Annotated in this window: 9 protein-coding genes and 1 riboswitch; of the genes, 6 read left to right on the forward strand and 3 right to left on the reverse strand. The window is 67.1% G+C overall.

All coding sequences use genetic code 11. The features are described 5' to 3' along the window. Nucleotides 1-32: 32 nt before the first annotated feature. Nucleotides 33-1,358 carry a DEAD/DEAH box helicase gene (locus ACILRJ_RS04590; protein ID WP_395680869.1) on the reverse strand — a complete coding sequence of 442 codons (1,326 nt, stop codon included), beginning with the start codon at nucleotides 1,356-1,358 and terminating at the stop codon, nucleotides 33-35. Nucleotides 1,359-1,833: 475 nt separating this feature from the next. Between ACILRJ_RS04590 and ACILRJ_RS04595 the strand changes: the two genes are divergently transcribed. Both ACILRJ_RS04595 and ACILRJ_RS04600 read left to right on the forward strand, forming a co-directional pair. Then, nucleotides 1,834-2,880: a hypothetical protein gene (locus ACILRJ_RS04595; protein WP_395680871.1), complete on the forward strand. Its 1,047-nt coding sequence runs from the start codon at nucleotides 1,834-1,836 to the stop codon at nucleotides 2,878-2,880. A 44-nt stretch (nucleotides 2,881-2,924) separates the two neighbouring features. Next, nucleotides 2,925-3,347 (forward strand): RNA-binding S4 domain-containing protein, encoded by a 423-nt coding sequence (locus tag ACILRJ_RS04600; RefSeq protein WP_395680873.1) that lies wholly within the window; start codon nucleotides 2,925-2,927, stop codon nucleotides 3,345-3,347. A 231-nt stretch (nucleotides 3,348-3,578) separates the two neighbouring features. Here ACILRJ_RS04600 and mutS read toward each other — a convergent pair whose 3' ends face one another. Continuing rightward, the gene (gene mutS / locus ACILRJ_RS04605; RefSeq protein WP_395680875.1) at nucleotides 3,579-6,155 is read right to left on the reverse strand and encodes a DNA mismatch repair protein MutS; all 2,577 of its coding nucleotides are present in this window, start codon (nucleotides 6,153-6,155) and stop codon (nucleotides 3,579-3,581) included. A 283-nt stretch (nucleotides 6,156-6,438) separates the two neighbouring features. Between mutS and ygiD the strand changes: the two genes are divergently transcribed. Then, nucleotides 6,439-7,248, forward strand: a complete 810-nt coding sequence (ygiD, locus tag ACILRJ_RS04610) for a 4,5-DOPA dioxygenase extradiol (RefSeq protein ID WP_395680877.1) — start codon at nucleotides 6,439-6,441, stop codon at nucleotides 7,246-7,248. A 147-nt stretch (nucleotides 7,249-7,395) separates the two neighbouring features. On the opposite strand, the gene ACILRJ_RS04615 is transcribed toward ygiD, so the two are convergent. Continuing rightward, nucleotides 7,396-8,454, reverse strand: a complete 1,059-nt coding sequence (locus tag ACILRJ_RS04615; protein ID WP_395680879.1) for a hypothetical protein — start codon at nucleotides 8,452-8,454, stop codon at nucleotides 7,396-7,398. A 124-nt stretch (nucleotides 8,455-8,578) separates the two neighbouring features. Continuing rightward, nucleotides 8,579-8,722, forward strand: a riboswitch (cobalamin riboswitch). Between the two features lie 204 nt (nucleotides 8,723-8,926). Here ACILRJ_RS04615 and ACILRJ_RS04620 point away from each other — a divergent pair. From ACILRJ_RS04620 to ACILRJ_RS04630, 3 genes are all read left to right on the forward strand, one after another. Then, nucleotides 8,927-11,347 (forward strand): ribonucleoside-diphosphate reductase subunit alpha, encoded by a 2,421-nt coding sequence (locus ACILRJ_RS04620; RefSeq protein WP_395680881.1) that lies wholly within the window; start codon nucleotides 8,927-8,929, stop codon nucleotides 11,345-11,347. A 44-nt stretch (nucleotides 11,348-11,391) separates the two neighbouring features. Next, entirely contained in the window at nucleotides 11,392-12,351 is a 960-nt protein-coding gene (locus ACILRJ_RS04625) for a ribonucleotide-diphosphate reductase subunit beta (RefSeq protein ID WP_395682028.1), read from the forward strand. 82 nt (nucleotides 12,352-12,433) lie between these two features. Next, nucleotides 12,434-12,943: a CinA family protein gene (locus ACILRJ_RS04630; protein WP_395680883.1), complete on the forward strand. Its 510-nt coding sequence runs from the start codon at nucleotides 12,434-12,436 to the stop codon at nucleotides 12,941-12,943. Nucleotides 12,944-13,001: the final 58 nt, after the last annotated feature.

Below are 13,001 nucleotides of genomic sequence, written 5' to 3' on the forward strand. Positions count from 1 at the left end.
GGCGGGCCTTTCGTCGAGCGTGAACGGGTGTATCAGGCCGGGCGCGAGGAGTTGCGCTGGCTGCCACCGCCGCGCTGCGGCTTGCGGTTGCGCGCACCCGGATGGGCAGCGGTGCCGTTTCCGTTGCTGCTGCCGGCGTGCGGGCGGCGCGCATGGCGCTGCGGCGGACGCTGGTTCTGCACCGGTCGCGAGCGCGCGGAATCGTCCACCCGCAGCGGGCGCGACGGCTCGAAGCCGGCAATCGCCTCGACCGCGATGTCCTGCTTGAGCAGGCGCCGGATGTCGCGCAGCAGGCCGTCTTCCTCGTGCGAGACGAGCGAGATCGCCAGACCTTCCGCACCGGCGCGGCCGGTACGGCCGATGCGGTGCACGTAATCCTCGGCGACCATTGGCAGGTCGTAGTTGATGACCATCGGCAGCTGGTCGATGTCGAGGCCGCGCGCGGCGATATCGGTTGCGACGAGCACGGCGACCTTGCCGCTCTTGAAGTCCTTCAATGCGCGCGTGCGCTGCGCCTGGCTCTTGTTGCCATGGATGGCGGCGGCGCGCAGGCCAGCCTTGTCGAGCATCTGCGCGAGCTTGTCCGCGCCGTGCTTGGTGCGCCCGAACACGAGCGTCTGGCGCGCGTCGTTCTGCAGCAGGTGCAGCAGCAGGTCGCGCTTGCGCGTCGCATCCACCGGATGCACGCGATGCGTGACGGTGGTCGCCACGCTGTTCGGCTTGGCGACCTGGATCTCGACCGGCGAGCGCATGAATTCATTCGCGAGCGCCTTGATCTCCGGCGCAAACGTGGCCGAGAACAGCCACGTCACGCGGTTCTGCTTCGGCAGATGGCCGAGGATGCGCCTGATCGAGGGCAGGAAGCCCATGTCGAGCATGCGGTCCGCCTCGTCGAGGATCAGCACCTCGATGTGCGACAGGTTCACGCTGCGCTGCTGGATGTGGTCGATCAGGCGGCCCGGCGTGGCGACGAGGATCTCGACGCCGCGACGAAGCGCTTCGACCTGCGGCTGCATGCCGACGCCGCCGAAGATGGTGGTCGCGCGCACGCCGAGGTGCTTGCCGTAACCGCGCACGCTTTCGTGCACCTGTGCAGCGAGCTCGCGCGTCGGCGTCAGCACCAGCGCGCGCGGCGTCTTCGGCTGCGCGGGTTTGCGGTCGCTGACGTAGATGCGGTCGAGCAGGGGCAGCGCGAACGCGGCGGTCTTGCCGGTGCCGGTCTGTGCGCCGGCGAGCAGGTCCTTGCCTTCCAGCGCCGGCGGAATCGCCGCGGTCTGGATCGGGGTCGGATTGGTGTAGCCCTGCTCGGTCAGCGCGCGCAGCAGCGCGGGCGCAAGGCCCAAGGATTCAAAAGACATTTTGGACAACTCCAGTGTTGGGAGCGTCACGCGCAGGCAGGTGCTCCGGCCAATGCTGGCGGGAGCCCGGTCGCTCGGACGCAGGTCACCGATCGGTGAGGATCGGCGCGAACCCGGAGCGTTCCCATAGAACCGCGCTGCAGGGTCGAAGATGGCGGATCGACGGGCCGTGGTGGCCGGCGATTCCGGATTGGTTGCGACGAAAGCCGATCGGCGCGGAGCGTGGATCTAAGCCGAAGAGGCAGCGATCAGGATCACGTTCCAGAGGGAAAACCGCGTGGCGGCGCAACAAACACCGCGCACCATACACGAATGGTGCGCAACAAGCGACTGAATTATCGGACAAGCGGTTGGCGTTCAGGGAACGTGATTCCGGCACGATCCGCCAGAATGCCTTCGGCGCGCGTCGGGGCGTTGCGCGCGTCGCGCGCCCGCGGTGGCGCCGGTGTCTACTGGAACACCGTTGGAGGTGTGGATGCCCCTACATTTCGCTCGCCGTCTCGCCGTCCTTTGCGCTGCGGCCGCCGTACCATGTTCCGCGGCGGTCCAGCACGACCTGGTGTTCGACCAGCCTGCGCCGTTCGCGCGCAACGAGGCCTTGCTCGAACGCATGTTCAGCCCTCTGCTCGCGCAGGCGCTGCGTGAGCAACTCGCCAAGGCGCGCGGTTCGACCGACACCCTGGCGATCGATCTCGCGCAGGAGCGGTTCGAGCTGTACGTGCCTGACGGCGCGGCGCCCGCGGCTGGCTACGGCCTGCTGGTGTTCGTGCCGCCGTGGGATGCGCAGGGACTGCCGCGTGAATGGCTGGCGGTGCTCCGTCGTCAACAGCTTATCGCGGTCACCGCCGAACGTTCCGGCAACGAACAGAACGTGCTCGGCCGCCGCGTTCCGTTGGCACTGTCGGGCTACGAGAATGTGCGCCAGCGCTATCCGCTCGATCCACAGCGGGTGTACATCGGCGGATTCTCCGGTGGAGCGCGCGTTGCGATGCGCGTCGCGCTTGCGTTTCCGGACGTGTTCCGCGGCGCGTTGCTGAATGCAGGCAGCGATCCGTTCGGGTCGCCTGAGGTGCCGCTGCCCGACGCGGGCTTGTTTGGACAGTTCGAGCGCGGCACGCGCCTCGTCTATGTCACTGGAACGCGCGACGAAGCCGCGGCCAGTACGGACCGGCGCAGTCATGCGTCCGCGCACTCGCTTTGCGTTTCCAACCTCGTCGACCTGCCGATTCGCGACGGCGGCCACCAGCCGGCGGATGCGCGCACGTTCGAGCACGCGTTGCAGGCACTCGATGCACCGCGCATCGAGACGCGCGATGCCGAAGGCTGCCGTGCCCAGCGCAGCGTCGAGATTGCGCGGGCAAATGCCGACGCGCGTTCGGCGTTCGACGCGGGTGACCTCAAGGAAGCCGCGCGCAGGCTGGCCGAACTTGATGCGCACTACGGCGGGCTCGCATTGCCCGCGAGCGCCGAACTCGCGAGCCGCTTGCGGGAACGCGGCATTGAACCGCTCGCGAAACCCTGATCGACGCGCTACCGGTTCGCATGCGCTTGCGCGATCATGCGCGCATGAAACACGAACATCGACCAGCGCCTGGGCCGGATCCGGCCGCGGTCCGCCTCGACATCTGGCTGTGGGCCGCGCGCTTCTTCAAGACCCGTTCGCTCGCCAAGCAGGCGATCGAAGGCGGCAAGATCGAACTGGAGACCGGCGCTGCCCGACCCGCGCGTGGCGTACAGGTCGGCGATCGCCTGCGGATCGTACGCGGCGAGGAACGCTGGGAGATCGACGTGCTCGCGCTCAGCGAGGCGCGCGGACCGGCGAGCATCGCGCAAAAGCTGTACCGCGAAACCGAGGCCGGCCGTGCCGCGCGCGACGCCGCTGCCGAACAACGCCGACTCACCGGCGCAGGCTACGCCAAGCCGCCGACCAAGCCGGACAAGCGCGCACGCCGCCTGATCCGCGCGCTCGGTGACATCGACGCGATGTAGTGCGTCCTGCCGCGGGGGACGGCGCGCCCGAGTGAAGCGGCGTCGCGATCAGCGTGTGCGCTGCGTCGACAGTCCCCGCTCACCCTGGGCGCAGGCCAGGGGTGCGAGTCGAACGCGCATGCCGGCATTGTCCAGAGCGCTTCGACTACGGCGGTCGGCCTGCATTCAGCGCGAACGGTGAAGGCAAGGGCCGTCCGCGCGGAAGTTGCGCGGAAGGGCGTGCATGCGGCTTCACTCCGCCAGTCGCTTGAGTCGGTAGAGCATATCGAGTGCTTCGCGCGGCGACAGCGCATCCGGATCGAGGTCGCGCAGCGCCTGCTCGGCCTGGGATGGAACGGATGGTGCGAACAGGCCGAGTTGCGGCGATGCTTCGCGGCTCCGCGCGGTTGCGGGCGCGCTGGCGTGCGAGCCGCGTTCAAGTTCTGCCAGCGTGCGCCGCGCATCACCGATCACCGCCTTGGGCAATCCGGCGAGTGCGGCGACCTGCAGGCCGAAGCTGCGGTTGGCCGGGCCTTCCTTGACCGCGTGCATGAAGACGAGCTGGTCACCGTACTCGACCGCGTCGAGATGCACGTTGGCGATGTCGTCGAAATCGCCGGCGAGTGCGGTCAGCTCGAAGTAGTGGGTCGCGAACAATGCGTAGGCACGATTCGTCGTCGCGAGGTGCACCGCGCATGCACGCGCGAGCGCGAGTCCGTCGTAGGTGGAGGTGCCGCGACCGATTTCGTCCATCAGCACGAGGCTCGACGCACTGGCATTGTGGAGGATGTTGGCGGTCTCGCTCATCTCGACCATGAACGTCGACTGGCCGCGCGCGAGGTCGTCACCGGCGCCGATGCGGGTGAATATGCGGTCGACAGGACCGATTGTCGCCGCGTCCGCCGGCACGAAGCTGCCGATATGCGCGAGCAGCACGATCAGCGCGGCCTGGCGCATGTAGGTCGACTTGCCGCCCATGTTCGGTCCGGTGATGACGAGCATGCGGCGACCCTCGCCTAGCGCGAGGTCGTTCGGCTCGAACGGCTCGCTGCGCACCTGCTCGACCACGGGGTGGCGACCTCGCACGATGCGGATGCCGTCCTCGTCGACGAGCGCGGGACGGTTCCAGCGCAGTGCATCGGCGCGTTCGGCGAGATTTGCGAGCACATCGAGTTCGGCGATGGCGGCAGCGGCTGCCTGCAACGGTGCGAGGCGCGCGAGCAGCAAGTCCAGCAACGCGTCATACAGCGCACGCTCGCGCATCAGCGAACGCTCGCGCGCGCTGAGCACCTTGTCCTCGAACGCCTTGAGCTCCTCGGTGATGTAGCGCTCGGCGCCTTTCAGCGTCTGCCGCCGCGTGTAGTGGGTCGGTGCCCTGTCCGATTGCGCCTTGCTGATCTCGATGTAGTAGCCGTGCACGCTGTTGTAGCCGACCTTCAACGTCGGGATGCCGGTGGCGGCTTTCTCGCGTTCCTCCAGATCGACCAGGAACTGGTCGGCATTCGTCGACAGCAGGCGCAGTTCGTCGAGTTCGGCGTCGAAACCGGCGCGGATCACGCCGCCGTCGCGCGCGATCGCCGGCGGCGACTCGACCACGGCGTCGGCAAGATGCGCCGCGGTGCCGGCATGTTCGCCGAGGCGGTCGACGAGGTCGTGCAGGAGCGGACTGTCGCAGGCAGCGAGCATCTGCTTCAATCGAGGCGCCAGTACCAGTCCATCGCGCAGCGTCGAAAGATCCCGTGGCCGCGCCGACCGCAGCGCCACGCGCGCGAGGATGCGTTCGAGATCGCCGACGCCGCGCAGGATCTCGCGCAACGGCTCGAATCCACGCTGGTCGAGCAGGCTTTCGATGGCGTGTTGACGGCGTTGCAGGACCTCGCGCCGTCGCAACGGGCGGTGCAGCCAGCGGCGCAGCAGGCGCGCGCCCATTGGCGTGATCGAGCGGTCGAGCACGCCGAGCAGGGTGACGTCGCGATTGCCGCTTGCATGCGTGTCGAGTTCGAGGTTGCGCCGCGTCGCCGCGTCCATCGCCACGGTCTCGTCGGCGCTCTCGACTGCGAGTCCGGCGAGATGCGGCAGCGCGGATTTCTGCGTCTCCTCGACGTAACCCAACAGTGCACCAGCCGCAGAGACCGCGAGCGGCAGTCCATCCACGCCGTAGCCGGACAGGTCACGCGTACCGAAGAAGCGCGCGAGTTCACGTTGTGCCGTGATCATGTCGAAGTGCCACGGCGCACGCTTGCGCAAGCCGGGCAGGGCGATGACGAAGTTCGGCCACGCGACATCCTCGCCGACCAGGGTTTCGGCCGGCGTCAGCCGCGCGAGTTCGGCCGCGAGCGCTTCGGCGTCGGCGACTTCGCTGAGCAGGAAGCGCCCGGTCGAAAGATCGATCCAGGCGAGGCCGTAGTTCGAACGCCCGGCAGCAATCGCCAGCAGAAGGTTGTCGCGGCGCTCCTCCAGCAGCGCGGCATCGGTGACCGTGCCGGGCGTGACCACGCGCACGACCTTGCGTTCGACCAGCCCCTTCGCCAGCGCTGGATCGCCGATCTGTTCGCAGATCGCGACCGACTCGCCGAGCTTCACGAGCTTCGCGAGATAGCCTTCGACCGAATGGTACGGCACGCCGGCCATGGGGATCGGCGCGCCCGCCGATGCGCCGCGCTGGGTCAGCGTGATGTCGAGCAGACGCGCCGCCTTGCGTGCGTCGTCGTAGAACAATTCGTAGAAGTCGCCCATGCGGAACAGCACGAGCGTGTCCGGAAACTCCGCCTTGGCGGCGAAGTATTGACGCATGAGTGGGGTGTGTTGCGAGCTGTCGACGACAGACATCCGTTCCGGCCTCGCTGGCTGGCCGCGTAGTCTAGCGTGGCCGTACTGCCGGGCGACGACCTCCGGTCGAGTTCGTCGGCGCGAACGATCGGCTCCGCCTGCCGATCATCGGAGCGCGTTCGCCCGGTGCCGGTGTTCATCGGCGGCGAGTTCCAGAAGCACGGGGCGCCGTGCAGCTGCTGCTGGGCGACTGCGGTGCCGATTGCCCCCGGCGGAGTGCCGATCACGCCGGAGGGCTTGCGCGCGCAGCAGTTCGGAGCCGGCGGCCCCGTGGAGCGATAGCATGGCCGCACTCTCCGCCAGAGGCCATGCCATGAGTTCCCGCTTCCCGGTGATCTTCCTCGGTCACGGCAATCCGATGAATGCGCTGCAGGACAACGAATGGACCCGCGGCTGGGCGGCGCTCGGGCGGAATCTGCCGCGGCCGCGCGCAGTACTGTCCATCTCGGCGCATTGGTACCTCCCGGCTACCGCGCTGACCGCGACGGAATCCCCGCGTACGATCCACGACTTCGGCGGCTTCCCGCGCGAGTTGTTCGAGGTGCAGTACCCCGCGCCCGGCGATCTGGACCTGGTGCATCGCGTATGTGAACTGCTGCATCCGCTGGCCGTGCGCACGGACATCCCGTGGGGACTGGACCACGGGACCTGGTCGGTGTTGCGGCACGTGTTTCCTGCCGCCGACGTGCCGGTGGTGCAACTGAGCATCGACGAATCGCAACCACCATCTTTCCACTACGGCCTGGGCCGGATGCTGCGCCCGCTGCGCGACGAAGGGATCCTGCTGGCGGGCAGCGGCGACATCGTGCACAACCTGCACACCTATGCCTGGGGCAGCCGTCCGGCCGCGCCGTTCGACTGGGGGTTGCGCTTTGAAGGGAAAGTACGCGAACTGGTGTTGCAGGGTGACCATCAGCCGCTGGTGGCCTACGAGTCGCTGGGCCGGGACGCGGAACTTTCGGTACCGACTCCCGAGCATTATCTGCCGCTGCTGTACGTACTCGGTGCCAGCGAAGAAAGCGACCCGGTGACGTTTCCTGTCGAGGGCATGGATGGCGGGTCCGTCTCGATGCTGTCCGTGCAGTTCGGCTGAGGGTGCAGGCGTTGTCTCGGCGCGATCGTCAGGGATCACGACATCGCCGCGGCGCAGCCGCCGATCGAGGACTTCGCCGGCGCACGAATGCGCCGAGCGGTCCGTCGTTCGTCCCGGCAGCGGCCGGCTCGTCGCCGGGTCGACAGGTCAATCGAATCCGTCGTGCATGATCGCGTCGGTCGGCACCCAGATCGGCGCACCGATGGCTAGCATGCCGGTCTGGGCGCCGGCGATCACCTGCATCGGTGCGACATCGCCGTCGTCGTCGAGGCTGAATACCAGCAGTTTGTTGGCGAGTGCGTCGGTGTCGGCGCTGATGCTGGCGATCACGCGGCGGCCGATCGGATCGATCGCGAGGCCTTGCACGTGCGCGCCGACACCCAGGTTGAGTTGCGTCGCGGCGCCCCCGATCGTGCGCAGGGGGGCGACATCGCCGTCCGCCTGGTCGTCGAACGCGAGGATGCGAGCCGAGGTCGTCGAGTCGGGATTGTTGGTGCTCGCCGCAACGTAAAGTACGTGGGCACCGGCATCCCAGGCGACGCCTGCGACCCAGTTGCCGAAACCGGTCTGGCTGCCCTTGAGGACGCGCTTCGGTGCGGTGTTGCCGTCATCGGCGCGATTGAAGACGAGTACCTTCGGCGCGTAGGAAGGACCGAAGTCGCTGTCCGCCACCGCGACTTCATCGCTGGATGCGAGGTAGGCCAGAGAGGGTGGATAGTTCAATTGCGTGACGCTGCCCGCGCCGCCACCCCAGTTCAGCGAGTGCAGCCGCGGTGCACTGCTGCCGCTGGCGTCGAGCGCGAAGCCGGCGACGCAACAGCCGCTCGTCGTCGTGATGATCTCGCCGTGCACGGGATCGAGTGCAAGCGTGCGTACCTGGCCGAGGATCGGCGCGTCGAGCACGCGTAGCGGTGCGACGTCGCCGTCCGCATACGCCGGGAACACGCGGATCGCCTGCGCCCAGAAGTCGGCGACGAAGACAGAACCCTCGCGAGCATCGAACGCTCCACCCGCAGGCGCCATCAGGGTCGAGTTCGGCCCCCCGAGGACGCGGATCGGCGCCACGTCGCCATTCGCATTGTCGGCGAATGCGCGCAGGGACTCGTTGCTGATACCGCTGCCGTAGCTGCCGATCAGGATGTCGGCACGGGCGGTAGCCGCGAGTGTCGTCAGCAGCAGGGTGGCAAGAAGTGTGTGGCGGGCCATGTCGATTCTCCGTGGGATACCTCCTGTTACGCCGAAGCAGGGCGAAAGCCTTAATACGGAACCCTCGATCGCGCATTTGATCATTCGACCGGGATCGAATATCTTGGGTTGGTCGACGGCGCCCAGCACAACATCTGGGTCGAAGGCCGAAAGGCCGACGAGGGAATCCGGTGCGAATCCGGAACTGCCCCGCAACGGTGAACGGGAGTCACGAGGGCATGCCCTCGACCCGCCAGTCCGAATACCGCCTCGACCGTTGCGCCGCAAGGCGCGATGCAGGCTCGAAGGCCCTCGTGGGAGGGGCACGCCGAAAGTCGTCGCGCCTCCGATCGGAGTGTCCGCGTCGCTTTCGTCTGGCATTTCCGCAAGGTCCTTCTTTCGCTCGCGGGAGCGACGCCGGCGGCCGCGCGTCTCATGCCGTGCGCCGTCGTGCGGTTCTCCTGCGCGTCACCGCTCGCGAAGGAGAGTTGCCATGTCCCGCCCAGAAGTCGTCGAAGCCGTCGCGTCCGCGGTTGCCGAACCCGACCAGTCCGGATTCCAGCTGACCGCGCCGCACGCCGGGCCGGTGTCGATGCTGGTCACCAAGCGCTCGGGCGCGCAAGAGCCGGTCGACCTCAACAAGATCGTGCGTGCGGTCACGCGCTGCTGCGAGGGCCTCGCCGACGTCGATCCCATGCGTGTCGCGCTGAAGACGATCGCCGGCCTCTACGACGGCGCGACCACGCGCGAGCTCGACGAGCTGTCGATCCGCACCGCGGCGTCGTTCATCGCCGAGGAACCGGAATACTCGAAGGTCGCCGCGCGTCTGCTCGCCGGCTACATCGACAAGGAAGTGCAGGGGCAGGGGGTGCATTCGTTCTCGCAATCGATCCGCCTCGGCTACGACGCCGGCCTGATCAACGAGCGCGTGCTCGCGTTCGTCGAAGCGAATGCGCGCAAGCTCAACGATGCCGTCGATGCGCAGCACACGCAGCGCTTCGAGTATTTCGGCCTGCGCACGCTCTACGACCGTTACCTGCTCAAGCATCCGACCCAGCGTCAGGTGATCGAGACGCCGCAGCACTTCTGGCTGCGCGTTGCCTGCGCGCTGAGCGAAAGCGCAGCGGATGCGATCGAGCTGTACGGCCTGTTCGCGCGGCTCGACTACGTGCCGAGTTCACCAACGCTGTTCAATTCCGGCACGCGCCACGAGCAGTTGTCGAGCTGCTTCCTGCTCGACTCGCCGGAGGATTCGCTCGAGGCGATCTACGCCAAGTACCGCGACGTCGCGCTGCTGTCGAAGTTCTCCGGTGGCATCGGCCTCGCCTGGCACCGCGTGCGCTCGGAAGGATCGTTGATCCGTTCGACCAATGGGCTCAGCAACGGCATCGTGCCGTGGCTGAAGACGCTCGACTCCTCGGTCGCGGCGGTCAACCAGGGCGGCAAGCGCAAGGGTGCCGCCTGCGTGTACCTCGAACCGTGGCATGCGGACATCGAGGCTTTCCTCGAATTGCGCGACAACACCGGAGACGACGCGCGTCGCGCGCATCACCTGAACCTTGCGAACTGGATCCCCGACCTGTTCATGCGCCGCGTCGACGACGACGGTCGCTGGTCGCTGTTCGATCCGAAGGATGTGCCGGAACTGCCGGACCTGTGGGGCGAGGCGTTCGACCAGGCCTACGCGCAGGCGGAAGCGCGTGGTCTCGCGCGCCGCACGGTGCAGGCACGCGACCTGTACGCGCGCATGATGCGCACGCTTGCGCAGACCGGCAATGGCTGGATGACGTTCAAGGATGCCTGCAACCGCGCCAGCAACCAGACCGCGAAAGCCGGCAATACGGTGCACCTGTCCAATCTGTGTACCGAGATCATCGAGGTCACCAGCGATGGCGAGACCGCCGTGTGCAACCTCGGTTCGATCAATCTCGCGCAGCACCACGACGGCGTCGAGTTCGACTTCGACAAGCTGAGCGTCACGGTGCAGGTTGCGGTGCGCCAGCTCGATCGCGTGATCGACCTCAACTTCTACCCGATCGACAGCGCGCGTGCGTCGAACCTGCGTTGGCGTCCGGTCGGCCTCGGTTTGATGGGCCTGCAGGATGTGCTGTTCGCGCTGCGCCTGCCATTCGACGGCGCCGAGGCGCGCGCCCTGTCGGCGCGCATATCCGAGGAAATCTATTACTGGGCGCTGCGCACCTCGCTCGAACTCGCACGCGAGAAGGGCGCGCACCCTGCGTTTGCGGAGACGCGCGCCGCGCATGGCGAGTTGCAGTTCGATTCGTGGAGCGTCGTGCCGCGCGACGTCGTGCGCTGGGATGCCTTGCGCGCGGAGATCAAGGCATACGGCCTGCGCAACTCGCTGCTGATCGCGATAGCGCCGACCGCAACGATCGCCTCGATCGCCGGTTGCTACGAGTGCATCGAGCCGCAGGTATCAAACCTGTTCAAGCGCGAGACGCTGTCCGGCGACTTCCTGCAGGTGAACCGCTATCTCGTCGGCGAACTGAAGCGTCTTGGTCTCTGGACGACCGAAGTCCGCGATGCGATCAAGCTCGCCGAAGGATCGGTGCAGGCGCTGGTGCAACTGCCGGAGGCGTTGCGCGCGATCTATCGCACGGTGTGGGAAACGCCGATGCGCGCCCTGATCGACATGGCCGCGGATCGTGGCGCATTCATCGACCAGAGCCAGTCGCTCAACCTGTTCATCGAGAATCCGAACATCGGCCAGCTTTCGAGCATGTACATGTACGCGTGGAAGAAGGGCCTGAAGACGACCTACTACCTGCGCTCGAGACCGGCGACGCGGATTGCGAAAGCGACCGTCGGGGCCGCGCCCGCGAAAGCGTATACGGATGCGCAAGCGATGGTGTGCTCGCTCGAAAATCCCGAGACGTGCGAGGCCTGCCAGTGAGCGGTCATTTGCTCGACCCCGGTTTCGACCTCACCCTGCGTCCGATGCGCTATCCGCAGTTCTACGAGATGTATCGCGCCGCGATCAAGAACACCTGGTCGGTCGAGGAGATCGATTTCCAGATCGACCTCGGTCACCTTGCGCAGCGCATGACGCCAGCGGATCGCCACCTGATTGAACGCCTGGTCGCGTTCTTCGCGACCGGCGATTCGATCGTCGCGAACAATCTCGTGCTCAACCTGTACAGGCACATCAATGCGCCCGAGGCGCGCATGTACCTGTCGCGCCAGTTGTACGAGGAAGCGCTGCACGTGCAGTTCTACCTGACCCTGCTCGACAACTACATCCCGGAGCCGGCGCGGCGCGCGCAGGCGTTCGCCGCAGTCGAGAACATCCCGTCGATCCGGCGCAAGGCAGCGTTCTGCCAGCGCTGGATCGATTCGGTCCATGCTCTGGATCGCGTGGCTTCCGATGCGGACAAGCGCAGCTTCCTGTTGAACCTGACCTGCTTCGCGACCTGCATCGAAGGCCTGTTCTTCTTTGGTGCGTTCGCCTACGTGTATTTCCTGCGTTCACGCGGCCTCCTGCCGGGTCTCGCCGCCGGCACCGCATGGGTATTCCGCGACGAGTCCGCGCACATGGGGTTTGCGCTGGAGGTGCTGCGCACGGTGCGCGAAGAAGAGCCGTACCTGTTCGATGCGGAATGGGCGGCGCAGGTCGGCGCCATGATCGCCGACGCTGTCGAGTGCGAATGCGCGTTTGCCGAAGACGTGCTCGGCGGCGGCGTGGTCGGCATGACCCTGAAGGAAATGCGCCAGTACCTCGAATACATCGCCGACCAGCGCCTCGCGACGCTGCAGCTGCCGTCGCGCTACGGCGCGCGGAACCCGTTCCCGTTCATGGAGCTGCAGGACGTGCAGGAGCTGACCAACTTCTTCGAGCGGCGCGTGTCGGCCTACCAGGTCGCGGTGCAGGGCGAGGTGGGTTTCGATCATGCGTTCTGAAGGTTTCCCGGTCTCGTGATGACGCCCGCGCCTGTCGCTCCGGTCGATATGGCATCATCGCCGCTCCACGATGGAGCGCTCCATGCCGGCACCCCGGTTGACCAGCGACGATGGCCTGTACGCACTCGCGCAAGCGGTCGCCGAATGTCTGATCGCACGCGGTCAGACACTCGTTGCAGCGGAATCGTGCACGGGTGGCTGGATCGCCAAGGTGCTGACCGACGTCCCGGGCAGCTCGACCTGGTTCGAATGCGGGGTGGTCGCCTACAGCTACGAGGCGAAGGAGGCGTTGCTCGGCGTGCAGCCGCAGACGCTCGAAAGGACCGGTGCGGTCAGCCATGACACGGTCGTCGAGATGGTGTCGGGCGCGCTCGCGCGCTACGGCGCGGGCGTGGCGGTCGCGGTGACGGGCGTTGCCGGACCCGGTGGCGGCACGTCGGACAAGCCGGTCGGCACGGTCTGGATCGGCTGGAAGCGGCGCGGCGGCTATGCGCGCGCGGAGCTGTTCCATTTCGATGGCGATCGCGAAGCGGTGCGGCGGCAGACCGTCGGTGCCGCGCTCGATGGCGTGCGGCGGATTCTTACGAGCTGATGCGCAAACTGCGGATAGCGGCCGCGCCTTGCTGTGGGATAATCGCGCTCAATCGGCG

The sequence above is a fragment of the Dokdonella sp. genome (genome assembly GCF_044227025.1).
GTDB lineage: Bacteria > Pseudomonadota > Gammaproteobacteria > Xanthomonadales > Rhodanobacteraceae > Dokdonella_A.